Source organism: Rothia sp. HMSC062H08 (assembly GCF_001810775.1).
Taxonomy (GTDB): Bacteria; Actinomycetota; Actinomycetes; order Actinomycetales; family Micrococcaceae; genus Rothia.
This window is the reverse complement of record NZ_KV802677.1, coordinates 148,961-173,726: the sequence shown is the minus strand read 5'-3', so window position 1 is coordinate 173,726 and position 24,766 is coordinate 148,961. Positions and strand designations below refer to the sequence as shown.

The following is a 24,766-nucleotide window of genomic DNA, read 5'->3' as shown; positions in this document are numbered from 1 at the left end:
ATGGGTATTGCCATTAACCCGTCGATTCTCTCGGCGGATTTCGCGAACCTGCAGCGCGAGCTGGAGCGCATTTCCACCGCAGACGCCGCGCATATTGACGTGATGGACAACCACTTCGTCCCCAACCTCACCTGGGGCCCGCCGGTGGTCAAGCGTCTGCGCGAAATCTCCCCGGTGCCGTTCGACGTGCACCTGATGATTGAGGACGCCGACCGTTGGGCACCCGAATACGCCAGCATGGGCTGCGAATCGGTGACCTTCCACGCGGAGGCGGCTATCGCCCCCATCAAGCTGGCGCGCACCCTGCGTGCTGAGGGCGCGAAGGCGGGTATGGCGCTGCGTCCGGCAACCGCCGTGGAACCCTACCTGGACATGCTCAGCGAACTGGACATGCTGCTGATCATGACCGTGGAACCTGGCTTCGGCGGCCAGGCGTTCCTGGACGTGACCCTGCCGAAGATTGCCCGCGCCGCCAAGGCGATTGAGGGCGCGAACCTGCCGGTGACCGTGCAGGTGGACGGCGGTATCACCGAAGAGACCATCCTGCGTGCCGCGGAGGCTGGCGCAACCTGCTTCGTTGCCGGTAGCTCGGTCTACGGTGTGGATGAGGCGCTCGGCGGTCCGGAGGCGGCAATCGCCTCCCTGCGTGAGGCGGCCGCATCGGTCAAGCGTTCCAGCGCCGGATGCGGTTGCGGCTGCTAGCGGTGCTCGCCGGTAACGGCGCCCCGTATCGATGACACCCCCGCATCTATAAAACTTCAACGCCCCGTTGCGAAGATTGCGCCCCGTCGCGGCTCTTCGCGGCGGGGCGTTTTGCGTGCCATGCTTTCTCAACCGCCGCAGATTTATAGCGAGGTATCAGCAGGGGAGAGATACCTGTTTAAGCGACATAGTGTCAGCAAGACTATGACAAAGGGTGATATATGTTACCCCGCGCAATTCCGCGGCAAAACCGGGTATCCTGGCGGTCAGAGAAGGCAAACAGAACACATCTTGATGTAACACTCAGATATCTGTAAGGTTAGGTATAGTTTAGTCAAATCTAGGGGGAACTATGTCTTTCAACCGAACCGAGCTGACCGACGCCGAAAACCACGGCGCATCGGGCGTTAACCGCCGCGCATTCTTCGGCCTGGCGCTCGCCTCCTCGGCTGCTCTCGCCCTCGCGGCATGCAGCAGCGAGACCACCACGACCACCACTTCCGGCGGTTCCACCTCCGGCGGCAACAGCGGTACCCGCACCATCAAGGACATTGATGAGGAGAACGTAGAAGTTCCCGCCAACCCGCAGAAGGTTATCGTCCTCTCTGAGCCCACCCTCGACGGCCTGCTCGCCCTCGGCGTGACCCCCGTCGGTTCTGTCTCCGGTCGCGGCCAGTCCGGCGTGCCCAACTACCTTGCCGACCGCGCCAAGGGCGTGCAGATTATCGGCACCGTCGCCCAGGTCAACTACGAGCAGATTGGCAACCTTGATCCCGACCTGATTCTGGTCGACTCCACCGGCGTGGACAAGCGCTCCGAGGCCTTCGAAACCCTCAAGAAGATCGCTCCCGTCGTCTACTGCGGCTACGCGGGCGGCGACTGGCGCATCAACTTCCGCAACGTCGCCAACGCTATGAACATGGTCGACAAGGGCGAAGAAGTCATCAAGGCATACGAGTCAAACGCCGCAACGTTGAAGGATCAGCTCGCCCCCAAGTACGGCGACAAGACCTTCTCCATCGTCCGCTGGGCAGGCAACGGCCCCGCCCTGATCCTCAAGGAACTGCCTGCCGGCCAGGTACTCAACGACCTGGGCCTCAAGCGCCCCGAGGCGCAGGACCGCAACGGCCAGGGCCACTCCGAACCGGTCTCTCTGGAGAACCTGGCAACCATCGACGCGGACTACATGTTCCTCGGTACCCTCGGCGGCGCAAGCCAGAAGAACCCGAACGCACAGGGTACCGCAGGTCTGCAGGGCGCCGAAGAAGCACTGAATAAGGCGAAGGAAACCTCCGGCTTCACCAACCTGAAGGCAGTCAAGGACGACCACGTGATTCTCGTGGACGGCTCCAAGTGGACCTCCACCGGCGGCCCGCTACTGCTCGAGGGCATTATCGAAGACGTCAAGAAGGCGCTTCCGCTCTAAACGCCCCGCTCTAAATACCCTGTGAAGCAATCACCCGCTGAAGCTTCCGCCACCCTTCCCGCCGCGACCTAAAAACCGCGGCGGGAAGGGGATGCACGACCCACCACACCATCCTCAAGGACCACCATGACCGAAACTCGACCCGTGCGCACCGCAGCCCGCTATGGTGCCGTCGTGGCTCTCGCCGGCGCGCTCATCACCCCCGGTGCAGCGCTGACCGGCTCCACTCTCGCATTCGCGGATACTCCCGCCGCCACCCAGCAGGAAGCTAAGGCTGCCGTGACCATCTCCACCGAGAAGTGGCGCGAAGGTAAGCTCGTGCTGCGCGGCACCGGCTTTACCAGCACCGCACCCGGTCGCGGCGCAGTGTTCGCAGTGAAGTTCCTCGACGCCCTGCCGGATGAAGCGCACCAGGCGATTAACCCGATCACCAAGAAGGGCGGCAACTCGCCCGCGAACTTCATGGCAACCGCCAAAGAGGACGGCACCTTCGAGGTTGAGGTGTCCCTGCCGACCCCCGAAAACACCGGTCTGACCGCTGAGCAGCTGAAGAACAAGGGCTGGACCGTGGAGGGTACCAGCCACCGTATTCAGGTGCTTTCCGGTTCCCTGGGTGGTACGGATGCGGACGGTAACACCTACGACCGTCGTGCATCTGTGTCGCAGAATATTACGCTGAGCGACCCGGCTCCGAGCCCGGCACCGACCGCAGAGCCCACCGCTGAGCCCAGTGCAACTGCAGAGCCTTTTGCAACTGCAGAGCCTTCTGTGACTGCCGAGCCTACCGCGGACCCCTCTGCTACCGCTGACCCTAGCGCAACTGCAGAACCCACCCCGGCACCTACCGCAGAACCCACCCCGGCACCTACCGCAGAGCCGACCCCCGCACCCAGCGAAGACTCGAAAACCTGCGCCCCCGCCGATGACTCCTTCACCCCGCGCCTGACCATCGAGAACCCCAAGGCGGTTCAGGGTGGCAAGCTGCACCTGACCGGTGACGGCTGGTGCAACCCCGAAGACAAGAAGGCATCCGTTATCGGTCTGAAGATTGACGACGGCAAGGTATCCCGTAACGACGCCACCGCGGTCAACGACAACCGCACCATCTGGGCTATCGTCACCCCCGACGAAAACGGCCACATCGACGCCTGGATTGACCTGCCCACCCGCGACAACGCAGCTTTCAAGAATGACGAAGACGCGGCAAAGTACGCCTCCGGTGAGCACACCCTGCGCCTGCTGACCGGTAGCCTGCGTGAGGGCGACCGATCCGGAACCTACGGCGGCGCCAACAGCCAGGGCGGCATCAACACCACCTTCACCATCGGTGAGTACGCCCCCGGTGACGCACCCGAGCCGGTCAACGCCTCCGAACTGACCGCTGGTAATGGCGTGCAGGTGAGCCGTGACGGCTCCACCGTGACCGTGACCGTGCCGAACGCTGAACCGGGCACCTGGGTGTACGCCGCAACCTACCTCGGTAACTCCCCGCAGACCCTCTACGGCTCCGGCTGGAAGCGTCTGGATGGCAACCGCAGCTTCAGCTACGAAACCAGCGTGAGCATGCCCGCCGCAACCTACCGCGTGGTTGTGCACAACGGCAACCAGGGCGCTGAAAATGCGGTGCTCGGTTTTGCTGACATGACCGTGGAACGTGCTGTTACCCCTCGTCAGGACGTTTCCCGCGATGAGCAGGACGCCACCGACCAGCTGGTCGAAGAGTTGAACGAAAACCCCGCAACCGCAACCTCCACGGCACCTGTGCCCATGCGTAACGCGGGCGGCCGCATCAGCACCCGCGCCACCGACGTGGATGCATCCCTCGCCGCGCTCTCGCAGAGCACCGCTCCGGTCGTGAACCGCGTGCAGGCTAAGGCGAAGGTTCAGAGCGCGCAGAAGACCCTGGCATCTAACCTGCAGAAGACCGAAGCTAACGCAAAGAAGGCTGTGAAGGCCGCCGCCGGTTCGAAGAACTCGCAGAACGCACAGGGCTCGCAGAACTCTCAGAACTCCGCCGCTGGCACCAAGGCACAGGGCCCGACCATTGAGGGTACTGAGCTGACCGGTCTGACCAAGTGGCTGGTCAACAACGCCAATAACCTGCTGCTCTCGGCGGCTGGCCTGGTGGTTTTGGCCGCGGCTCTGCTGCTGCGCACCTCCAAGAAGTAAGCTCTCTGACCACATATTCACATCGGCACCGGTCCACGCTCCACACTTTTGACCCTGCACCCTTGAACAGGGGCGTGGATCGGGTGCCTCCAACCATTCGGGTCACGACCCGCTGAACTGCACCGACCTACTGAACTTCACCTACACGAACCCGGTAGCGTTCAGCTTCGACCCCGGTAATTTTGAAAGGACCACCATGCGTGCACCTTTTTCGGGAGCCCCGAAGGCATCCCTGACCTCTAAGGCGCTGACCGCCTGCGCCGCCGCGACCCTGGCGCTTGGCTTGGGTGTTGGCACCGCATCCGCTCTGCCTCCGGGCGGTGCAAAGGCATCGACCCCCGGCACCTCTTCGACCGTTTCCTCTTCTGTGAGCGAACACGGCGTGATTTCCTTTAGCGTGAGCGGTTTCCCCGCGAACACTGTGGTGTCCGTGAAGGTGGACGACGGTAACCTGTGCCCCTCCGACGCGGCACAGGGCGCTTGCGTGGTGCACCAGCAGAAGACCGATGGTAACGGTAATGTCTCCGGTTCCTTCGTTCTGCCGGATGTTGGCGCTGGCACCCACACCCTGCGTTTCCTTGCAACCGGTGAGAAGCGTGACAAGGACGGCAAGTACCTGGGCACCGAGGCGTACAGCAACCGCAGCCCCGAGTTCACCGTGGTGGGTGAGGGCGGTTCGGATAATTCCTCCTCGAACTCTTCGGGTTCTTCCTCGAACCGCGGCTCTTCCAGCTCGAAGAGCAACGGTGGTTCCTCGAATGGCGGCTCGAACTCTAACAACTCGGACTCTGCAGACGAGGCTCAGGGCTCTAACGATTCCAACGAGTCCTCATCCAATGGTGGCTCGAACGGCTCCTCTAATGGTTCTGCAGGTGGCGCGGCTGAGGCTGAGACCGTGTACACCGACGCTGACGGCAACACCATCACTAAGGAGGAGTACGACCGCCTGAACGCGGAAGCTGACTCTTCCGGTACCTCCGGTACCTCTGGCTCTTCCGCTGCGCCTGCTGCTTCGGCTTCTGCAAATGCCCAGAAGAAGGCGACCGCTTCGGCGAGCGCATCTTCTTCGGCTGCTGCGCGTGGTACTGCGTCGAACCCGAGCGCTTCGGCTTCGGGCGCGGCTAACACCGCATCCACCGTTCAGACCGTGACTTACGGTGCTGCGTTCCCGTGGATTGGCGTGGTGGTTCTGGGCGTAAGCATTGTGGGTGCCGCTGCGCTGCTGCTGACCCGTAAGCGCTAAGACTTAACGTCGGATGCGGGTGGGGGAGTAACCCGCCCGCTCCGGCGTTTCTCTCATTATCTACCGGTGTGCCGGGTGCCCCTCGCGTGGTGTGGGTGCGCCGGGTGCGCCTCCCTGTTTTCTTGTATCGAACATAAGGAGCATAGTGGCCCGCACGAGCTCATTGTCCCGAGATGTTCAGCAGGAGAGTACGTCCCGTCAGGGTTCTGTGATTCAGGGGCAGAAGTTGGGTAAGCGCCTGGCTTTTCTGTTCTTGTTTGCGGTGCTTTTGGTGGGGGCTGTGGCTGCTTCTTTGCTGTTCGGGTCGAATAATCTTCCGCCGGATCAGGTTCTGGCTGTTTTCAATGGCACTGCTTCTGAGCAGGCGCAGACGATTGTGATGGAGCAGCGCATTCCGCGTACCCTGGTGGGTCTTGCGGCGGGTGCCGCGTTGGCGGTTGCTGGTTCTCTGATGCAGTCGTTGACTCGTAACCCGCTGGCTGAGCCTGGCCTGATGGGTGTGAACGCTGGTGCTGCGGTGGCTGTGATTGGCTCCGTGGTGGTTTTTGGCGTGATGGGTATTTGGCAGTACATGGTTGCTGCGACGATTGGTGGCGCGTTGGCTGCGGTGCTGGTGTACACGCTGGGTCGTGGCCGTGACGGGTCGATTGTGAAGCTCGCTCTGGCGGGTGTGGCGATTTCTGCGGCGCTGTCGGCGATTGCGCAGGGCCTGATTTTGGCTGATCAGGATGCGTATAACGAGTTCCGTGTGTGGGTTGCCGGTTCGCTGGAGGGCCGCGGTATGGATATCGCTTCGACGGTGGGTCCGGTGATTGTGCTGGGTATGCTGGTGGCGTTCTTTGTGGCTCCTGCGATTAATGCTCTGAGTATGGGCGAGGAGGCGGCGACCAGCCTCGGCGTGAGTGTGCGTACGACCCAGAATCTGACGTTGCTGGCGGTGACGGTGCTTGCCGGTGCGGCGACTGCTGCGGTGGGTCCGATTGGTTTTGTGGGTTTGGCGGTGCCGTTTGTGGTGCGTGCTTTGCTCGGTAATGATGTGCGCTGGGTGAATTATGGTTCGGCGTTGTTGGGTCCGGTGTGGCTGCTGTGTGCTGACGTGTTGGCGCGTGTGCTGGTGGCTCCGCAGGAGACTCAGGTGGGTATTGTGGCGACTCTTGCCGGTGCCCCGGTGTTCTTGTTCTTGATGACTCGTCGTAAGGTGGAGGCTCTCTAATGTCGAATTCTTCCGCTGTTTCGACGGCGACCGTCACCACTGCAGCTAATCGTTCTGCGCGTCGTAGCGGCCGCGATTTGGGTGGCCGCCCGGTGTTGACTGTGCGCGGTCCGCTGAGTGCTCAGGTGCCGTGGCGTGTGCTGATTTTGAATGTGGCGTTGGTGGTGCTGATTGCGGCGCTGGCGTTTTGGGGCATGTTGCAGGGTGATTATAAGATCGCCCCGGAGAAGCTGATCCCGGCGCTGCTGGGTGAGGGCAAGCAGATTACGGTGACTTTCGCTCAGCAGCGTGCGGCGCGTATTGTGGCGGCGCTTCTGGTGGGTGCGGCGCTTGGTCTCTCGGGTGCGATTTTCCAGGTGATTTCGGGTAATGCCCTGGGTTCGCCGGATATTATCGGCTTCACGAATGGTGCCGCGACCGGTGCGCTGTTACAGATTATTGTCTTCAATTCCGGCCCCGTTGAGGTTGCTCTGGGTGCTGTGATTGGTGGCTTGGCGACTTCGGTGCTGGTGTGGCTGTTGACGCGCCGCACGGGCCTGCATGGCTTCCGCCTGGTGCTGGTCGGTATTGGTGTGGGGTCGACCCTGGCGGCGTTCAATGCGCTGCTGGTGGTGCGTGCTTCGCTGACTCAGGCGCAGACCGCGGCGTCCTGGCTTGCCGGTTCGCTCAATGACATCACGTGGGAGCGCACCTACGCGCTGATGGGTCTGCTGCTCGTGGTGACTCCGCTGCTGCTGATGCTGGTCCGCCCGCTGGGCGCGATTCGTTTTGGTGACCAGGTGGCATCCGGTTTGGGTGTGAGCGTGAACGCGTACCGTGTGGCGGCTCTGTTTATCGGTGTGCTTCTGGTTTCGCTGGCGACCGCGACGACCGGCCCGATTGCCTTTGTCGCCCTGGCGGCACCGCACATCGCGAAGACCCTGTCTCGTAGTGGCGGGGTGGGTTTCACCTCCGCGGCACTTATGGGTGCGCTTATGGTGCTCGGCTCTGACCTGATTGGCCGATTCGCTGTTCCCGGACGCATCATTCAGGTGGGTGTGGTGACCGGCGCGATTGGCGGCCTGTACCTGATTTACCTGATTTACCTCGAAAGGAAGAAGAGCTAGTGAACGCTAGTGTGACGACCCGCCTTGAAGGCGAGAACATGGTGGTTGCCTACGGTGAGCATACGGTGCTCAACGGGGTAGATTTTCAGGTGCCGGAGGGGGAGCTGACCGTTATCCTGGGCCCGAACGCCTGCGGTAAGTCGACCACCTTGAAGGCTCTTGCCCGCGTGAACCCGCTTAAGCAGGGTGAGGTTCGCCTGGACGGCACCCCGCTGCCGCAGATGAAGTCCCGCGCCATCGCGAAGATCTTGGCGATGCTGCCGCAGACCCCGGAGGCGCCTAGCGGCGTGACCGTGGCGGATGTGGTGGCGCGCGGCCGCTACCCGCACCAGTCGCTGCTGCGTTCCTGGTCTGATGAGGACGAGCGCGCCTGCGTGGAGGCGATGCAGGCGGCGAATGTGCTGGAGCTTGCTGAGCGTCCCATTGAGGCGCTTTCGGGCGGTCAGCGTCAGCGCGTGTGGATTGCCATGACCCTGGCGCAGCAGACCCCGCTGATTCTGCTGGATGAGCCGACCACTTACCTGGATATCACGCACCAGATTGAGGTGCTGAACCTGACGAAGAAATTGCATTCCGAAGGGCGAACGGTAGCCGTGGTTTTGCATGACCTGAACCTCGCTTTCAGGTATGCTACTCATGTTGTGTTAATGAAGCAGGGCCGGATTATCGCTCAGGGCGATCCGCGTGCGATAATTACACCGGAACTTATCCAGGAAGTTTTTGACCTGCAATCGGTCATTATTCCTGATCCATGCACTGGCACCCCTTTGGTTATTCCGAAGGAGAACCAAACAATTCATATTGCCGCTGACGCTATTTCGGCGGCCCGCGAAAGCGAATAGTTTTCGCCCCTAAGCCGCGTGGGAGTTAGCACCAACCGTCTCAGTACGGGTGGAAAAGCTCGGCATTGCGCTGAGTAGCGAACGTTAGGATCTGAGGGACCCAGGATCCCCTGCGCGTAGGGCGCCTACCCGGTGCTCGCCCGTCTTTGACGCATGAACGGCTCCGAGCACTGGGTAGGTTCCATTTTGGGAACCCGTAGATGAGGCACCGAGACTGCCGCATGAGACCTTCACTGTTTGAAGGTTTGATGCACGGTCTCGGTGCCTCATCTCTTTTAACTTCTGGGCTGGGGCCGGGCTGGTCTTAGATGGGGCTGGGCGGGGTTGTGGCGGCTTTGTGCTTGGGCTTTATTAGCGTGTGCTCACTGTCATGAATGTCATGTTGTGGTTCTTTCGCTTTTCCCTTTGGCTGGAGTTTGGGTAAGGGATACCATAGAGTGAGGTAGTAGAGGCTAACTAACGATAATGCGCCTCCTCACCGATTCTCACCGATTGAGTGTTTCCACAGACCAAGGAGGAACCGTTGGGCGAGCACGAACCCACCGCGACCGTTCCCGCGCAGAGTATTTCTGCACAGAATACTTCTGCCCAGAACACTTCTGAACAGGCTACTTCGGCGCAGCCGCGTACCGTTGCGCCGACCGTGCGCCCGGCCCCTCCCAAGATCCCGCGCCCCGTACCGGCACCGCGCGTGGACAGCCCCCTTATCAGCGCCCTCATTGCCGAGGCAGTCAGCCCCGAAGAGCTGAACGCCCGCATCCTTGAGGTCGTCTCCGAAGGCACCCCCATTATCGAGCCGGTGCACCGCGAAGACGGCAGCATCAGTGAGAACGAGCGAATCGTCACCTTCCTGTACCACAACGAGCAGGCGGAGCAGGTGCTCATGTTCATCAACCGCCTGACCGATGAGAAGAACCTCGACCGTTCCCTCATGGCCCGCATCGAGGGCACTGGCTGGTGGCAGCTGAGCATGCAGATGGAAACCACCTGGCGTGCCTCCTACAACTTCTTGCCGGCGCTGCCCGGCGAGCGCCCCGCTTGGCTGGGTGATGACGACCAGGTGCGCCTGCGCGCCGCCCTGGATTCCGGCGAGGGTGACCCGCTGAACCCCGAGACCGTGTGCAACCGTATTGGTCGTTGTATGGGTGTGGTGCAGCTTGAGCATGCGCCGGTGCAGGAGTTCATCCTGACTCAGGAAGAGATTGATGCGCTGCCCGCCCCCGAGTGGATGCAGACCTCTGACGGTCACCAGTATGTGCTCGGCCGTGTGGGTGACCCCGCCCCGGACGCGCCGCTGTTCATCCAGTTCGACGGTGAGATGTGGTTCAGCCAGGGTATGGAGCACACCCTCAACCGCGCCCACGAGGCGGGCCGTATTCCGGCGATGCACGTGTTCTTCCTGCACTCTGGCGGTCGCGAGAACCGCTGGAAGGAGCTGAACGGCGACAACCCGATTGCCGACTACCTGGTAGAGATCGCGTTCCCGCACCTGGAGGCAGTGCACTGCATTAAGACCGCGCCGCAGAACATTGTGATTAACGGTCAGTCGCTGGGCGGGCTGTCCTCCCTGCTGGCGGTGCTGAGCCGCCCGGAGGCGTTTGGCGGCGCGATTGCGCAGTCTTCGTCGCTGTGGCAGCCGCAGGTCATGGACCGCCTGGACGAGCTGGAAGCGGCGGGTGAGATTGACCGCCTGCGTCACCTGCACCTTGAGATTGAGGTGGGGGAGCAGGAGTGGGTTCTGGTGCCTCCTCACCGCGAGCTGAAGGAGCGCCTGGAAAAGCTGGGCCTGAAGAATGTGCGTTGCACGACCTTCAACGGCGGTCACGATTATGCGTGCTGGCGCGGTGCGATTGTGCCGGCGTTGGAACGTATGATCGCTTCTTGCCGTCAGGAGACTGGCGCTGAGCCGGGATCCGCTGAGGATCTACGAGATGCCGCCTAGCGCCCCACGGGTAGAGTCCGCCCCGCATGGTGGGCGTGCGGGGTTCCCGTTAGGGTAAACACCGCCGCGCCCGTATCCTAGAGAAGTGCAGCCTAAGAGAAGTGCAACGCTACCGCGCCGCGAGGGGTGCCGAAGGGTACCCGGCGCAGGTTGCGCACCCGCCCTCATTGACGAGATGGCATCACGCTGCGAACGCACGCAGCACGTGAGCGCTATAGAAACCGCAAACGACACAGAAATCGAGAGAAGATGACCGTAGAACGTAGCCCCCTGGCCCCCACGCCGCTCATCCCCGAGTCTTTTGCCGCGAAGTACCGCGAAGCCGGCTACTGGATTGACCAGACCATCCCCGAGTTCCTGCTGGATACCTGCCGCGCAAAGCCGCACTTCCCGGCGCTGGTGGCGCTCTCGCACGCGCAGCTCGATGAGGACGGCAAGCCTCAGCAGATTCGCCTCTCCTACGGTGAGCTGGAGGCGGCAGGCCGTGCTGCTGCGGCGCGCCTCGTGAAGGCTGGTGTGCAGCCCGGTGACCGCGTGCTGCTGCAGCTGGGCAACACCGCCGAGTACCTGGTGTACCTGCTGGGTATTTTCTGGGCGGCGGCGCTGCCGGTGTTCTGCCTGCCGCAGCACCGCACCACCGAGCTCGTGCACTTTGCGACCCGCACCGACGCTGCGGCGCACGTGTTCTCTTCGCTGACCCCGGGCGCAGATTTCGCCGCCCTGCACGAGGACGTTGCCGCCGAGCTGCGCAAGAACTCCCAGGAGCCGCCGGTTGCTATTGATGTTGCGGAGCCGCTGACCCCGCTGACCGAAGAAGAGCTCGCTGAAGAGTTCGTGCCCGGCGTCATTCAGAACACCGAGAACCTGCGTGCGAGCGAGCAGGTGGCGTTCCTGCAGCTCTCCGGCGGTACGACCGGCATTTCGAAGCTGATTCCTCGCACCCACGCCGCCTACCTGTACTCGGTGCGCGGCTCGGTCGATATCTGCAAGCTGAACAACAACACGACCATGCTCGTGGTGCTGCCCGCCGCGCACAACTTCACGATGAGCTCGCCCGGTATTCTGGGCGTCATGTGCGCCTCCGGCAAGCTCGTGTTTGCGGCGGATCCGTCCCCGCAGACCGCGTTCCACCTCATTGAGATGGAGGGTGTGACCACTTCCGCGCTGGTGCCGCCGCTGGCTCAGGCGTGGGTCGCCTCCGCGGAGAAGCGCGGCGTGTCCCTGCCGTCCCTGCAGACCCTGCAGGTGGGCGGTTCGAAGCTGGCCCCGGCGGTTGCGGGCAAGATTGAGTCGGTGCTCGGTTGCACCGTTCAGCAGGTGTTCGGCATGGCTGAGGGTCTGGTGAACTACACCCGCTCGACCGACCCGATTGAGATGCGTCTGAGGACTCAGGGCTACCCGATCAGCCCCGACGACGAAATCCTGATTGTTGATGATCAGGATCAGCCGGTCAAGCGCGGCGAGAGCGGCCACCTGCTCACCCGCGGCCCGTACACGATTCGCGGCTACTACCTGGAGGAGAACGCAAACCGTTACGGATTCACCGAGGACGGCTTCTACCGCACCGGCGACATTGTGCGACTGGTCGCAGGCAAGTACCTTGAGGTGACCGGCCGCGCGAAGGACCAGATTAACCGCAACGGCGAGAAGATTGCCGTGGACGAAATCGAAGAGCTGGCGCTGACCCACCCCGACGTTTTTGACGCCGTGGTTCTGGGTATCCCGGACGAAACCGTGGGCGAGCGCGTGGGCCTGGTCATTGTGCCAAAGGAAGGCGCCGACCTGGGCGAAAACCCGCGCCGCACGATGCACGAGTTCTTCACCTCGAAGAAGCTCGCCGACTTCAAGATCCCCGAGCGCGTGCAGGTTCTGCAGGAGCTGCCCACCACGAACGTGGGTAAGATTTCCCGCCGCGAGCTGCGCGCCAAGCTTGCCGAAATTTTCGGCTAAACCCTTTGAGCTGACCATTTTCGGCTAAACCGTACGCCCTTATTCCTACCCCTATTGAGGAGAAAAATGTCCGCATTTGAGACCCTGCGCCCCATCATGGAGAAGTACATCGTCGAGCCCGACTCCCTGCAGACCGCTTTTGACGAGCCGACCACCGACCTGTTCTCCCTAGGCATGGACTCTATGGGCGCATTCGCCCTGCTCGACGACCTTGCCGCTGAGGGCGCCGTGATTGAGTTTACCGAGCTGGTGGAGAACCCGACCGTGGAGTTCATCGCCTCCCGCCTGGGCTAAGCGTTACCGCACCCCGAGTGCCCGCCTGCCGCGAATGCAGACGGGCGCCCGGGGTGTTTGCTACTCGCCTCGTTTTTCTGTGCGCCGGTTTTACGCCGTGTTGTGTAGCTGCGTTTGCACTTGTCAGCGCACTTCTGTTAGTGCACTTCTGCCAGCGCGAAACGGCGGGGGAGTAGCCCGACCCTTCACACACACCTCATCCCTAATCCAGATCCCTGATCCAGACCTTGAGAGAGGCCACCATGGGCGTAGCTGATACTACCGCACCCGCTAGCTTCGGGACTGCTTCCGACCTTCGCACCGCCGCGAACCCCTCCGCACAGCACAGCGCTGACAGCCCCTGGCTGCCGCTAACCACTAACGCACGCGGTATCTACTTTGCCGCCGCGATTGACCCCACGAACCCCTGCTACAACACCGCGGAGGTTCTGCAATGCCCCGCAGACACCGACCTCGCTCTGCTGCGCGAGGCTTTTGAACAGCTCTACCGCGAGAACGAGGGCTTCCGCGTGCGCACCCGCATTGCCGATGGTTCCGCATCCCAGCAGATTCTGCCGCTTGAGGTGTTCCTTGAGGGTATTGACCTGCTCGTGGATGAGGACGAGCTGAACGGCACCGCAGAGGCGGGGGAGGAGAACGCCTCTGACCTGCCTGACTCAGCCCTGCCTGACTCTGATTTGCCCGCGCCGGTGCGCGCCTGGGCACAGTGCCTGCTCGCCCAGCCCCTTACCACCGATGAGGGCGTGACCGTGCGCAGCGCCGTGGCGCGTTACGGCGGGTTCCTCTGGGTGTACCATTCCTTCTCCCACGTGGTTGCCGACGGATTCGCCGCGTTCAACGGCCTCTCCCGCGTGGCGGCGATATACCGCGCCCTGTCCGCCGGTCAGCCGGTTCCGGCAACCCGCCGCATGAGCCTGCAGCAGCTGCTCGATGCCGACGATGCCGCCTCCACCGCCCGTGACGAAGACGTTGCCTTCTGGGAGGCGAGCGGCGCCCTGGAACAGGAAGATACCTCCCTGGCGGGTCGTACCGCCTCCCCGTCGGCTCAGTCTGTGCGCCTGGCGTTCAGCATTGACGTGCCCACCCAGCAGGCTCTGCTGGATGCGGCAAAGCAACACGCCGTCTCCTGGCCCGTGTTGGCGACCGCCGCCGTCGGCTCGTACCTGGCGCGTGTGGGCGGCTACCCGCAGGCTTCGTTCGGCGTGCCGCAGATGAACCGCATGTTCGCCCGCACTCTGCCGGAGGCGACCCGCGCCCTGGGTACGGCGAGCGCTCAGACCGGCTGTACCGCGGTGAACGTTCTGCCGGTGCAGGTTGCGGCGACCGGCCCCATCGCGGAGTCCCTGCACTCGGTGAAGGAACAGTACGCCCGCAACGCGGAGCATCCGCTGGCTCGTCAGGAAGACCTCGAGCGTACCGCACGTAACGCCCAGTCCAGGCTGTTTGGTGCGCAGATTAACGTGGTGCCCTTTGACGCGGTGCTGCCGCTGGCGGCACCCTCCAAGGACGAGTCCGGATCCGCGGTACCGACTGCGCGCATTCACAATATCTCTGCCGGTCCCGTTGCTGACGCGACCTTCACCCTGCGCGGCATGCCCGGCCGCGGCAACAGCATCTCCTGCGAGATTGACATGAACCCGGCGCTCTACACCGCTGAGGAGCTGGAACGTCACGCCGCCCGCCTGAGCGAGTGGCTGCCCGTCTACGCGGCGGAGGCGCAGCGCGAGGGCGCCTCCCTGAACAACCTCGGCTTGGCGACCGAGGCGGAGCTTGCGACCCTGCGCGAGCTGACCGCCCCGGCGCTTACCGAGCACCCGATGGAGTACAAGACCCTGCTGGGTCGCTTCCGTGACGCGGTGGCGGCGCATCCGCAGGCGCTCGCCGTGCTGGATTCTGCCCCCGCACCCGGTGAGGTACTCACCCCCGAGTCGGAGCGCGCCTACGCTTTTGACCGCGCCCTCACCTACGCCGAACTGGACGAGCGAGCTCGAGCCCTTGCCGCGCAGCTGCTGGACTGGGGCGTTCGCCCTTCCGACGCGGTGGGTCTGCGTGTGCACCGCGGCGCCGAGCAGTACGTGGCGCTGTACGCCCTGCTGTACGCTGGCGCCACCTATGTGCCGGTGCTTCCGGATCTGCCCGCTGAGCGTGTGGGCGTGATGATGGAGGACGCCGAGTGCTCCCTGCTTCTGCACGGCCCCGGCCTGCACCCGCTGAACGCGGAAGAGCTGAACCCGCAGGAACCGCAGCGTCACGCGAACCTGCCGCAGCATACTCTGCCCCTACTGAGCGCCGAGGAACCCAACGGGGAACACTCCTCAGCACCCGCCGCAGAGGAGCTTCCGGGCGCGAAAACCGGTCTGGACGAGGACGCTTACGTGCTCTTCACCTCCGGCTCCACGGGCAGGCCTAAGGGCGTTGCCATCAGCCACCGCGCGATTGATAACCGCCTGCGCTGGCAGCAGCACCAGATTCCGGTGGGGGAGGGCGACCGCGTTCTGCACAAGACCCCCATCTCCTTTGACGTGCACGTGTGGGAGCTGTACTGGCCGCTCGCCGAGGGTGCCGCCGTGGTCATTGCCGCCCCGGATGGGCACCGCGACCCCGCCTACCTGGCGCGCGTAATTGCCGAGCAGTCCGTCACGGCGGTGCACTTTGTTCCGACCATGCTGTCGGCGCTGACCTCTTCGCCGGCGGCGCGCCGCATCCTGGCGGAGGCTGGCTTCGGCAGGGAACGAGAGCAGCCCCTGCGCTACGTGGTCTGCTCGGGTGAGGCTCTGCAGAAGGACCAGGTGCAGGCTGCGGGCGAGGTTCTGGGCGTGTACCCGCTGAACCTGTACGGCCCGACCGAGGCGGCGGTGGACGTGACCTTCTGGGAGACTTCCACCGATCCGCACCGCGAGAGCGTGCCCATTGGCGAGCCGGTCTGGAACACCGGCACCCTGATTCTTGACCCGACCGGCCACCCCGTGCCGGTGGGTGTGACGGGTGAACTGCACCTGTCGGGCGTGCAGCTGGCGCGCGGCTACAAGAACAACCCGCAGGCGACCGCGGCGGCTTTCGTGGAGCAGGCTCCTGCCGGTGCGCTCGCACTGCTGAACGGTGAGAGTCAGCGCCTGTACCGTACGGGCGATTTGGCGTGCTGGGAGATTCTTCCCGATGGCCGCGCCGTCATTGGCTACCGCGGCCGCACGGACTACCAGATTAAGGTGCGCGGTCAGCGCCTGGAGCTGGGCGATATTGAGATGGCTCTTGCCGCGGTTGAGGGCGTGAGCGCTTCGGTGGCTCTGCTGTACCGCGGTCTGCGTGAGCCTGCCTTGGCGGCGGTGCTGGAGGTCGGCGACGTGCCCGCTGAGCGCGCCGAGCAGCTGGTGGAGGCGGCGCGCGAGCATTGTGCGCAGGTTCTGCCGGACTACATGGTTCCGACCCTGTGGCACACCCTGCCTGCTCTGCCGGTGAGCCCCTCCGGTAAGGCGGATCGCAAGCTGTTGGCGTCCCTCGACCTGACCCCTCAGACTTCTGATGCTGAGGGCCCGCACGGCCTGCTGGAGCAGCAGCTGTGCTCGATTATTGCGGGCGTGCTGGGTCGTGAGCGTTTCGGCGTGGATGAGGATTTCTTCGCTTCGGGCGGTCATTCGCTGGCGGCTCTTGAGGTGATTGCCGCGGTTGAAGAGCAGCTGGGTCTGAGCGTGAGCATCGGTGCGCTTTTTGCGCATCCGACCGTGCAGGCTTTGGCGGCGTCTATTGCGGGCGAGCGTGGCGAGGGTGCGGAGTTCGCGCCGGTTCTGCCGCTGCGAGAACAACCTACCGCGCATGACGCTACCGATGCCCCCGCGCCGCTGTTTATCCTGCCGCCTGCGGGTGGTTTGGGCTGGTGCTATGCGGGGTACCTTTCGCATCTTCCGGCTCAGCAGGGTGTGTATGCTGTGCAGGCTGAGGCGTTCTCTGACCCGCAGGCTGGGTTTGCGTCGAGCCTGCAGGAGTTGGCTGAGGGCTACCTGGCACAGATTGAGAAGACCCTGGCGGAGCGTTCGCTGCCGCGTCGTTTTGCCCTGATGGGCTGGTCTGTGGGCGGTACTGCCGCGGTGCAGGTTGCGGCGTTGGCGCAGGCTGCGGGTGCGCAGGTTGAGCGTGTCATCCTGTTGGATGCGTATCCTTCGGAGCAGTGGCAGGGCGTGCCTGCGCCGGATGAGCAGGAGAGCTTCCGTGCGCTGCTGCGTATGGGCGGTTTGCCGGAGCCTGCGGCTGGTGAGCAGCTTGACCTGCCGGGTACCCTGGAACGCCTGCAGAGGGCAGGCTCGGCGATGGGTTACCTACCGGAGGAGAAGTTGGGCGTGTGCTTGGGTAGTATGCGTGCTTCGGCGGCGTTGATGCGTGGTGCTGAGCAGGCGTTCTTTGATGGTGACGTGTTGCTGGTGGGTGTGCCGCATGAGGATCAGCCGTACCTGGATGCGGCGGGTTGGGCGGCGCATGCGTCGTCGTTCCGTTCGGTGCTGCTGGAGGGTACGCACCCTGATTTGGTGAATCCGGCGCGTTTGGCGGAGGTGACCGGCCACTTCGCCGGCTAGACGCACCAGGCAACCAAAACTCCGGTCACGTCTGATTTATTACATGAGAAACGCATAGTCAACGAGCATATCGACAGGAATCAGCTCGGGTATCCTGCACCCCTTCACAGTTAAAACACGAATGCCCCCGGTTGATGAATCATCAACCGGGGGCATTCGTTTAGCTTCTAACGCAGAACCGGGGTTCTACAGCTAAATGCTTAGTGCTGCTCCAGCTCGGAGTTAGCGTTCACGTTGAGCAGGTCGTACTTAGCGAATGCCTTCGCGGGAACGTCTGCTGCAACCTCGCCGCGCTTTGCCAGCATCTGCAGGGTACGGACAACAACCGACTCTGCATCGATGTGGAAGAAGCGACGTGCGCCCGGGCGGGTGTCTGCGAAGCCGAAGCCGTCAGCACCCAGGGTTGCGAAGTCGTTCGGAACGAACTGGCGGATCTGGTCGGGAACATCCGAAGCGAAGTCGGTGGTCGCGACGATCGGGCCAGCAGCGCCAGCCAGCTTCTGGGTCACGTAAGGAACGCGAGCGGGCTGGTTCGGGTTCAGCAGAGCCTCTTCCTCAGCGGCAATGCCGTCGCGGCGCAGCTCGGTCCACGAGGTGACAGACCAGACGTCTGCGGAGACGCCCCAGTCCTCAGCCAGCAGCTGCTGAGCCTTCTCAGCCCACGGAACAGCAACGCCGGATGCCAGCAGCTGTGCCTTGGGGCCGGAGGTCAGCGGGGACTCGCTGATCTTGTGGATACCCTTGATGATGCCCTCAACGTCAACGTTTGCCGGCTCAGCAGGCTGGTGAATCGGCTCGTTGTACACGGTCAGGTAGTACATGACGTTGTGGTCTTCGTCCTTGGTACCGTACATCTGCTCGATACCGCGCTCCACGATGTGAGCGATCTCGTAGCCGTAAGCCGGGTCGTAGATCTTGAACGCCGGGTTGGTGGACGCCAGAATCGGGGAGTGGCCATCGTTGTGCTGCAGACCCTCACCGGACAGGGTGGTACGACCTGCGGTTGCACCGATGACGAAGCCGCGGCACAGCTGGTCGGCAGCAGCCCAGAAGCCGTCGCCAGTGCGCTGGAAGCCGAACATCGAGTAGAAGATGTAAATCGGGATCATCGGCTCGCCGTGGGTGTCGTAGGAGGAGCCCAGTGCGATGAACGCAGCGGTTGCGCCTGCCTCGTTAATACCCACGTGAACGATCTGGCCCTCGGGGGACTCGGTGTAGGTGAGCATGAGCTGGTGGTCAACGGGCACGTAGTTCTGGCCGTTGGGGTTGTACAGCTTAGCCGAGGGGAAGAAGGAGTCCATACCGAAGGTACGTGCCTCATCGGGGGTGATGGGAGCGATACGGTGACCGAAGCCCTTCACACGCATGAGGTCCTTCATCAGGCGGACGAACGCCATGGTGGTAGCAGCGGTCTGCTTGCCGGAGCCCTTCTTGGTCTGTGCGTAGACCTTGGACTCGGGCAGGATAATCTCAGGCTGGGTGTTTGCACGGCCGGGGATGTAACCGCCGAGTTCCTTGCGGCGTGCCTGCATGTACTGCAGTGCCGGGTGGTTTGCCTCGGGCAGGTAATACGGCGGGTTGTACAGATCCTTCTCCAGCTCCTCGTCGGAGATGGGGATGTTCAGGTGGTCACGGAAACCCTTCAGTGCTTCCATGGTGAACTTCTTGATCTGGTGGGTGGAGTTACGTGCCTCGAAGTAGGGGCCGAGCTCTGCACCCTTAATGGACTGTGCCAGGATGACGGTGGGCTTGCCCTTGGTCTCCATAGCTTCCTTGTAGGCTGCGTAGAGCTTCTTGTCGTCGTGGCCACCCAGGCGCAGGTTGAAGATCTGCTCGTCGGTCAGGTCTGCAACGAGTTCCTTGGTCTCGGGGTACTTGCCGAAGAAGTGCTCGCGGATGTAGCCACCGTCTTCGCCACGGAAGGTCTGGTAGTCACCGTCGAGGGTCTCGTTCATCAGCTGGATGAGCTTGCCGCTCTTGTCCTTCTTGAGCAGCTCGTCGTAGTCGGAGCCCCACAGGACCTTGATGACGTGCCAGCCTGCGCCGCGGAAGAATGCCTCGAGCTCCTGAACGATCTTGCCGTTACCACGAACGGGGCCGTCCAGACGCTGCAGGTTGCAGTTGACGACGAAGGTCAGGTTGTCCAGGTGCTCGTTTGCAGCCAGCTGCAGTGCACCACGCGACTCGGGCTCGTCCATCTCGCCGTCGCCCAGGAATGCCCAGACGTGCTGCTCGGAGGTGTCCTTGATCTTGTGGTTGTGCAGGTACTTGTTGAAGGATGCCTGGTGGATAGCGTTCAGGGGACCCAGACCCATGGAAACGGTCGGGAACTGCCAGAACTCGGGCATGCAACGGGGGTGCGGGTACGAAGGAATACCGTTTGCGCCCTTGGTCTTCTCCTGGCGGAAGCCGTCCATCTGCTCTTCGGTCAGGACGCCTTCAACGAATGCGCGGGAGTAGACACCGGGGGAGGAGTGACCCTGGAAGAAGACCTGGTCACCGCCACCGGGGTGGTTACGGCCGCGGAAGAAGTGGTTCTGGCCCATTTCGTAGAGGTCAGCCACACCTGCGAAGGTGGAGATGTGACCGCCAACGCCGATGCCCTTCTTCTGGGCACGCTGAACCATAATTGCTGCGTTCCAACGAATCCATGCGCGGTACTGGCGCTCGAGTTCCTCATCACCGGGGTACTCGGGCTGCTGGTCGACGGGGATGGTGTTGATGTAGTCGGTCTTGACCAGAGTCGGGACCTTAACGCCCTTCTCGCCAGCCTCCTTGAGCAGTGCGCGAAGGATGTACTCTGCACGCTCGGTGCCGTGAGTCTTGATAAGGTCCTCGAGGGACTCAGCCCATTCCTGGGTCTCTTCTACGTCGATGTCCTTCAGGCCATCAAGAAGGGTGCTCAGGGAGTGCTCGTTCGGTACGTTAGCCAAACTAATCCAACCTCTCTTCTGTGCGGTTGTGAGATCGCCCGCCCGCGATGTTGCGTTGTCGAACAATCTTTGTGTTTAAGCGCCATAGGTCTGTAAGACCCACTTCGCTTCTTATCTCTACTATCTTAGACCTAAAGGTGCCTCTCTTGGTCTCAAATGGGGGTTTTTGTGATGTGGGTTTCGCATTGTGACTATCTGAGTGGAAAAAATGCGCATCAAAAGTACTAGTTAGGGTCTTTTTGCACCTAAATGGCGCGGAATGGCGGGGTTGGCGGAATGGCGCGGAATGAGAGGGTGTGGCTTGTTTCTGAGGGGGAGGGTAGCTGTGGCTTGGTGTGGCTTGATGTTGGGTGCGGTGGGAAAATGAAAAAAATATTGAGACATAGAACACGTGTTCTGGATTTGCGTGGCACCTCAAAAGCCCGTATAGTTGTTTCTTGTGTTCGTCACTGGAATGGAAACGAAACAGTGAGAACTACGGGTCTTTAGCTCAGCTGGTAGAGCGCCACGTTTACACCGTGGATGTCATCGGTTCGATCCCGGTAGGACCCACCGATTACCCCGGTACCGCACGGTACCGGGGTTTTTGTTTACCCTCAGCGGTTTACCCACCCGGGCCGTATTCCCCCGCGAGTATCCCGATGCGTGTCCCGGTGCATTTCTCCAAGAGTGAGAAGAACAGTCCATCAGGGTATAAAAGTACACTCTACCTGTATATAGCCTGTCCTCAGCGCGTATCCTTATATACATGACTGAAAACAAGAAGGCACAGATTGGTGTCACCGGCCTTGCTGTCATGGGCGCAAACCTCGCCCGCAACCTGGCACGTAACGGCTACACCGTGGCACTGCACAACCGTTCCGTAGAGAAGACCGACGCACTGCTGGCTGAGCACGGCGCAGACGGCGACTTCATCCGCACCGAGTCCCTGCAGGAACTCGTTGACTCCCTCGAGTCTCCCCGCCGCATCCTGATTATGGTCAAGGCGGGCGCACCCGTCGACGCAGTGATCGAGCAGCTCATCCCCATGCTCGATGAGGGCGACATCATCATCGACGGCGGTAACTCCCACTTCCCCGACACCATCCGTCGCGAGCACGCCCTGGCTGAAAAGGGCCTGCACTTCGTAGGCGTTGGCGTCTCCGGCGGTGAAGAGGGCGCTCTCTGGGGCCCCTCCATGATGCCCGGCGGCTCCGCAGAGTCCTACAAGCACCTGGGCCCGCTGCTTGAAAAGATTGCAGCGAAGGCACCGCAGGACGGCGCACCCTGCTGCGCATGGATCTCCACCGACGGTGCGGGTCACTTCGTGAAGATGGTCCACAACGGCATCGAGTACGCCGACATGCAGGTGATCGGCGAAGCTTACGACATTCTGCGCTCCATTGCAGGCATTGAGCCGGCACAGCAGGCAGAAATCTTCAAGACCTGGAACGAAGGCGACCTGAGCTCCTACCTGATCGAAATCACCGCAGAGGTGCTCGCACAGGTAGACGCAAAGACCGGCAAGCCCCTGGTCGACGTTATCGTTGACGCAGCGGGCCAGAAGGGTACCGGTCTGTGGACCGCTAAGGCTGGCCTGGACCTCGGTTCCCCCGTCTCCGCTATCGCAGAGTCCGTGTTCGCACGCGCCCTCTCCTCCTCCGAGCGTGAACAGCGCGAGCAGGCACAGCGCGAACTGCCCGCAGGCCTAATCGCAACCACCGGTATCGGTGCAGGCGACCCCGAGTTCGTTGAGGACGTGCGCCGCGCACTCTTCGCCTCCAAGCTCGTTGCGTACGCACAGGGCATGGACCTGCTCACCCGCGCAGGCAAGGAATACGGCTGGGACCTGAAGCTGGACACCATCGCATCGCTGTGGCGTGCAGGCTGCATCATCCGCGCCGAGCTGCTGGGCGACATCATGGCTGCTTACGCTGATGAGGCTCCCGCGAACATGCTGCTGGCACCCGCCTTCAAGAACCTCATGGAGGAGCTCGTTCCTTCCTGGCGTCGCGTGGTGGCTAAGGCAACCGCACTGGGCATCCCCGTGCCGGTGTTCGCTTCCGCACTGTCCTACTACGACGGTCTGCGCCGCGACCGCCTGCCCGCATCCCTGATTCAGGGTCAGCGTGACTTCTTCGGTGCACACACCTACGGTCGTATTGACGAAGAGGGCGCCTTCCACACCATGTGGAGCGGTGACCGCTCCGAGGTGAACGCAGCGGACATTCACGTTCACTAAGCTCCCGTAGCTGAATACGTAAAAGCCCGCCTTCGGCTGGATGAGAATCCGGTCGAAGGCGGGCTTTCGTTATGTCTTGTTCGTTATGTCTTGACGGGGCGCCCCCGAGATGCCTCAGGGGTATCTTGAGGGGCGTATAGCAGGGGAGAAGACCTGCGGAGCCCGGTGAGGAGCTTGGAGCCTCATGAGGAGCCGCCAGGTGCGCCTCTACGGGGTCAAAACGCTTGCCAAGCGCTAAATCCACATGGCGGGGTCAATGTACTCCACAGCGTCCACCAGCGGCTTCTTCTTCTCCGGGGTACGCGGGCGGTGCTTCGCCGGAATGCCGGTAATAATCGAATCGGCGGGGTGATCGTTGACGACCACGGCGTTCGCACCAATAGCGCTATCGGCACCAATCTCCACCGGGCCCAGCACCTTAGCACCTGCACCAATGGTCACACGGTCACCAATGGTGGGGTGACGCTTCACCTTCTCCAGGGAGCGACCGCCCAAGGTCACGCCGTGGTACAGCATCACGTCGTCACCAACCTCAGCGGTCTCACCAATGACAATGCCCATGCCGTGATCAATGAAGAAACGGCGGCCAATGGTCGCACCGGGGTGAATCTCCACACCGGTCAGAAAACGAGCAAACTGCGAGAGAGTACGAGCCAGAGCCTTCGTCTCATCCTTCTGCCAGAGCTTATGGGTCAGACGGTGAACCCAAATCGCGTGCATACCCGAATAGTTCAGCGCAATCTCGACAGCGCCGCGCGCAGCAGGGTCGTGCTGGCGGACGTTCTCAATATCTTCACGCAGACGCGCAATAAAACTCATGGGTTCCCTTTCCCTCATCGGTCGTGCTCTGTGTATGCGACCTTTCCAAAGGTACCAACAACGGTGCTCATTCACCTATTCCCGAACTCTGTCGTCGTCATAGTGAGTGCTCTCTTTAACATCTCGGTCACAATTGCGTGCGGAACGTAATATTCGGGCTCGGGCGGGTCTCAGCGGGGGAGTATCGCGGGAAAACGCAAACGCTCCGCCCCGGCATGCAACCGGGACGGAGCGTCGAACACTGCGTACTGTTCTAGATGGCGGCCTCACGGGGAGGGGTGCCGAAGACTGGGGTCTATTAGCCGCGGATATCCTCGTAGAGAGCGGTAGAGATGTAACGCTCACCGAAGTCGGGAACGATAGCCACGATCAGCTTGTCCTTGTTCTCAGACTTCTTAGCCTCCTCCAGGGCAGCCCACACAGCCGCACCGGAAGAAATACCGCCCAGAATACCTTCCTGGGTAGCCAGCAGGCGGGAGGTGCGCATAGCGTCCTCAGCGCTGACCGGAGTTACCGAATCGTAGATGCCGCGGTCCAGGGTGTCGGGAACGAAGTTAGCGCCCAGGCCCTGAATCTTGTGGGGGCCAACGCGACCCTCGGAGAGCAGCGGGGAGTCCTTCGGCTCAACCGCAACAACCTTCACGTTCGGGTTCTGCTCCTTCAGGTACTTACCGGTACCGGAGATGGTGCCGCCGGTGCCAATACCCGCCACAAAAATGTCGACCTTACCGTCGGTTGCTTCCCAAATCTCGGGGCCGGTGGTGTTGTAGTGAATGGTGGGGTTCGCCTCGTTGGAGAACTGGGACGCCAGGATAGCGTTCTCGGTGGTCGCAACGATTTCCTTAGCCTTCTCCACAGCGCCGCGCATACCCTCGGTACCGGGGGTCAGCACAATCTGAGCACCGTAAGCGCGCAGCAGCACGCGACGCTCAGCGGACATGGTCTCCGGCATGGTCAGGATGACGCGGTAACCGCGAGCAGCACCCACCATAGCCAGCGCAATACCGGTGTTACCGGAAGTGCCCTCAACAATGGTGCCGCCGGGCTTCAGCGCACCCGACTTCTCAGCAGCGTCAATGATGGCGCGGCCGATGCGGTCCTTAACCGAACCAGCGGGGTTGTAGAACTCAAGCTTGACCGCTACGTTACCGGGAAGACCTTCGTCCAGTCGGTTCAGCTTAACCAGGGGGGTCTGGCCGGTTGCTTCAACAATGCTGTTGAGAATCTTTGCCATGGGGTGCTCCTTCATGAGCTTGGGGGAGGCCAGCCGCGACGGGGTCTCCGCAATGAATAATCGGTTACGTGGCAACTCTACTACTCACCGGCAGTAGGTTTAAACCT

At 62.3% G+C, this 24,766-nt stretch carries 15 protein-coding genes and 1 tRNA gene; 13 read left to right on the top strand and 3 right to left on the bottom strand.

Translation table 11 applies throughout. The features are described from left to right. The 11 genes from rpe to HMPREF2765_RS08920 all read left to right on the top strand — a co-directional run bounded on the left by rpe (position 1) and on the right by HMPREF2765_RS08920 (position 17,452). Positions 1–702 (top strand): ribulose-phosphate 3-epimerase, encoded by a 702-nt coding sequence (rpe, locus tag HMPREF2765_RS08970; RefSeq protein ID WP_070605467.1) that lies wholly within the window; start codon positions 1–3, stop codon positions 700–702. Positions 703–1,054: 352 nt separating this feature from the next. Beyond that, a complete protein-coding gene (locus HMPREF2765_RS08965; protein WP_012903302.1) occupies positions 1,055–2,128 on the top strand; it encodes an ABC transporter substrate-binding protein in 1,074 nt (357 codons plus the stop codon). A gap of 126 nt (positions 2,129–2,254) precedes the next feature. After that, positions 2,255–4,297, top strand: a complete 2,043-nt coding sequence (locus HMPREF2765_RS08960) for a peptidase (RefSeq protein ID WP_070605463.1) — start codon at positions 2,255–2,257, stop codon at positions 4,295–4,297. Between the two features lie 196 nt (positions 4,298–4,493). Further along, the gene (locus HMPREF2765_RS08955) at positions 4,494–5,540 is read left to right on the top strand and encodes a plasmid partitioning protein (RefSeq protein ID WP_070605459.1); all 1,047 of its coding nucleotides are present in this window, start codon (positions 4,494–4,496) and stop codon (positions 5,538–5,540) included. A 145-nt stretch (positions 5,541–5,685) separates the two neighbouring features. Then, positions 5,686–6,753 (top strand): FecCD family ABC transporter permease, encoded by a 1,068-nt coding sequence (locus tag HMPREF2765_RS08950; RefSeq protein ID WP_005505569.1) that lies wholly within the window; start codon positions 5,686–5,688, stop codon positions 6,751–6,753. After that, complete coding sequence (locus HMPREF2765_RS08945; RefSeq protein WP_070605456.1) at positions 6,753–7,859, top strand: FecCD family ABC transporter permease; 1,107 nt, start codon at positions 6,753–6,755, stop codon at positions 7,857–7,859. The genes HMPREF2765_RS08950 and HMPREF2765_RS08945 overlap by 1 nt, the downstream gene beginning before the upstream one ends. Further along, entirely contained in the window at positions 7,859–8,701 is an 843-nt protein-coding gene (locus tag HMPREF2765_RS08940; protein WP_049347404.1) for an ABC transporter ATP-binding protein, read from the top strand. Before HMPREF2765_RS08945 ends, HMPREF2765_RS08940 begins: the two co-directional genes overlap by 1 nt. Before the next feature lie 523 nt (positions 8,702–9,224). Further along, the gene (locus HMPREF2765_RS08935) at positions 9,225–10,643 is read left to right on the top strand and encodes an enterochelin esterase domain-containing protein (protein ID WP_070605453.1); all 1,419 of its coding nucleotides are present in this window, start codon (positions 9,225–9,227) and stop codon (positions 10,641–10,643) included. Between the two features lie 249 nt (positions 10,644–10,892). Further along, positions 10,893–12,593, top strand: coding sequence for a (2,3-dihydroxybenzoyl)adenylate synthase (locus HMPREF2765_RS08930; protein ID WP_070605450.1), 1,701 nt, complete (start codon positions 10,893–10,895; stop codon positions 12,591–12,593). 66 nt (positions 12,594–12,659) lie between these two features. Then, positions 12,660–12,887 (top strand): phosphopantetheine-binding protein, encoded by a 228-nt coding sequence (locus HMPREF2765_RS08925; RefSeq protein ID WP_005507422.1) that lies wholly within the window; start codon positions 12,660–12,662, stop codon positions 12,885–12,887. 242 nt (positions 12,888–13,129) lie between these two features. Beyond that, complete coding sequence (locus tag HMPREF2765_RS08920) at positions 13,130–17,452, top strand: non-ribosomal peptide synthetase (RefSeq protein WP_210390901.1); 4,323 nt, start codon at positions 13,130–13,132, stop codon at positions 17,450–17,452. Between the two features lie 200 nt (positions 17,453–17,652). On the opposite strand, the gene aceE is transcribed toward HMPREF2765_RS08920, so the two are convergent. Continuing rightward, a complete protein-coding gene (aceE, locus tag HMPREF2765_RS08915; RefSeq protein ID WP_070605447.1) occupies positions 17,653–20,385 on the bottom strand; it encodes a pyruvate dehydrogenase (acetyl-transferring), homodimeric type in 2,733 nt (910 codons plus the stop codon). A 479-nt stretch (positions 20,386–20,864) separates the two neighbouring features. On the opposite strand from aceE, the gene HMPREF2765_RS08910 reads away from it, so the two are divergent. Next, positions 20,865–20,937: transfer RNA gene (locus HMPREF2765_RS08910), tRNA-Val, on the top strand. 196 nt (positions 20,938–21,133) lie between these two features. Further along, positions 21,134–22,606, top strand: a complete 1,473-nt coding sequence (gene gndA, locus HMPREF2765_RS08905; protein WP_049356642.1) for an NADP-dependent phosphogluconate dehydrogenase — start codon at positions 21,134–21,136, stop codon at positions 22,604–22,606. 234 nt (positions 22,607–22,840) lie between these two features. Here the strand turns inward: gndA and epsC are convergent, their stop codons facing one another. Beyond that, positions 22,841–23,425: a serine O-acetyltransferase EpsC gene (gene epsC / locus HMPREF2765_RS08900; protein ID WP_005505599.1), complete on the bottom strand. Its 585-nt coding sequence runs from the start codon at positions 23,423–23,425 to the stop codon at positions 22,841–22,843. A gap of 298 nt (positions 23,426–23,723) precedes the next feature. Then, the gene (cysK, locus tag HMPREF2765_RS08895) at positions 23,724–24,659 is read right to left on the bottom strand and encodes a cysteine synthase A (protein ID WP_005505601.1); all 936 of its coding nucleotides are present in this window, start codon (positions 24,657–24,659) and stop codon (positions 23,724–23,726) included. Between the last annotated feature and the right edge of the window lie 107 nt (positions 24,660–24,766).